This is a genomic window from Paenibacillus chungangensis (genome assembly GCF_042675905.1).
Taxonomy (GTDB): domain Bacteria; phylum Bacillota; class Bacilli; order Paenibacillales; family Paenibacillaceae; genus Pristimantibacillus; species Pristimantibacillus chungangensis.
This window is the reverse complement of sequence record NZ_JBHTJZ010000003.1, coordinates 1-913: the sequence shown is the minus strand read 5'-3', so window position 1 is coordinate 913 and position 913 is coordinate 1. Positions and strand designations below refer to the sequence as shown.

The window sequence follows — 913 nt, the reverse complement described above, 5'->3', positions numbered from 1 at the left end:
CGTTTTTCGATGAGTGACTTTCCTGAATGGCTTCAGAAAAGACGCTACATGTCAAACGTTTATTTTAATGCTTCAGCTAAAGGATGTTTCAGCATAAAGCTTCTCACTGCTTCAAAAGCAGCTGGAATGCTTTATTGTTACTTTCGTTATCCAGTTTTCAAGGAACAATTGTTTTTCGCTGATTGACTTTCCGATCAACTTCAGAAAATACAATAACGCGATGTTTTATGGTGGAGCCAAGCGGGATCGAACCGCTGACCTCCTGCTTGCAAGGCAGGCGCTCTCCCAGCTGAGCTATGGCCCCATGATATATCCCGTCTTCATAGGAGGGAATGGTGGGCCTTAGTGGACTCGAACCACCGACCTCACCCTTATCAGGGGTGCGCTCTAACCAGCTGAGCTAAAGGCCCTTATCGCTATGTTATTAACCAGTCCATTTAACAGGTCCATTCCGCAACGAATGAACCAACCACCCGAATCGCTTCGAGGTCGGAACCGTGTACTTCCTTTATAATATCTGAACTTATTTGACTTATCTTCGATGAGTACGCCATACTCATAGCGAGCAAGGCACTGCATCTTGGATAAACCGCTTGGCGACGCCCTACTCTCCCAGGACCCTGCGGTCCAAGTACCATCGGCGCTGGAGGGCTTAACGGTCGTGTTCGGGATGGGAACGCGTGGATCCCCTCCGCCATCGCCACCAAACGGAATTTCGTCGATCGAATCACCAAGAGGCGATCCCATCTTATTATGGAAGGATTACTCCTTCAAAACTGACAACGAGCGAGCAACTACTGCCTGAGAGGGAAGCTGATGCTTCCTTATCCGATCATCATCGTGATCGGGTAATTCCTTAGAAAGGAGGTGATCCAGCCGCACCTTCCGATACGGCTACCTTGTTACGACTTCA

The 913-nt window shown here is 48.6% G+C and carries 1 protein-coding gene, 2 tRNA genes and 2 rRNA genes; 1 reads left to right on the top strand and 4 read right to left on the bottom strand.

Features of this window, described 5'->3' with window-relative positions; all coding sequences use genetic code 11:
• Positions 1-186: hypothetical protein (locus tag ACFQ2I_RS00750; RefSeq protein ID WP_377561537.1), on the top strand; the 186-nt coding region annotated here is incomplete at its 5' end.
• Between the two features lie 42 nt (positions 187-228).
• On the opposite strand, the gene ACFQ2I_RS00745 is transcribed toward ACFQ2I_RS00750, so the two are convergent.
• The 4 genes from ACFQ2I_RS00745 to ACFQ2I_RS00730 form a co-directional block, all read right to left on the bottom strand.
• Positions 229-304 (bottom strand) — tRNA-Ala (locus ACFQ2I_RS00745).
• Positions 305-333: 29 nt separating this feature from the next.
• Positions 334-410 (bottom strand) — tRNA-Ile (locus tag ACFQ2I_RS00740).
• A gap of 181 nt (positions 411-591) precedes the next feature.
• Positions 592-708: ribosomal RNA gene (gene rrf, locus ACFQ2I_RS00735) — 5S ribosomal RNA — on the bottom strand.
• Positions 709-860: 152 nt separating this feature from the next.
• A 16S ribosomal RNA gene (locus ACFQ2I_RS00730) occupies positions 861-913 on the bottom strand; the annotation flags it as partial.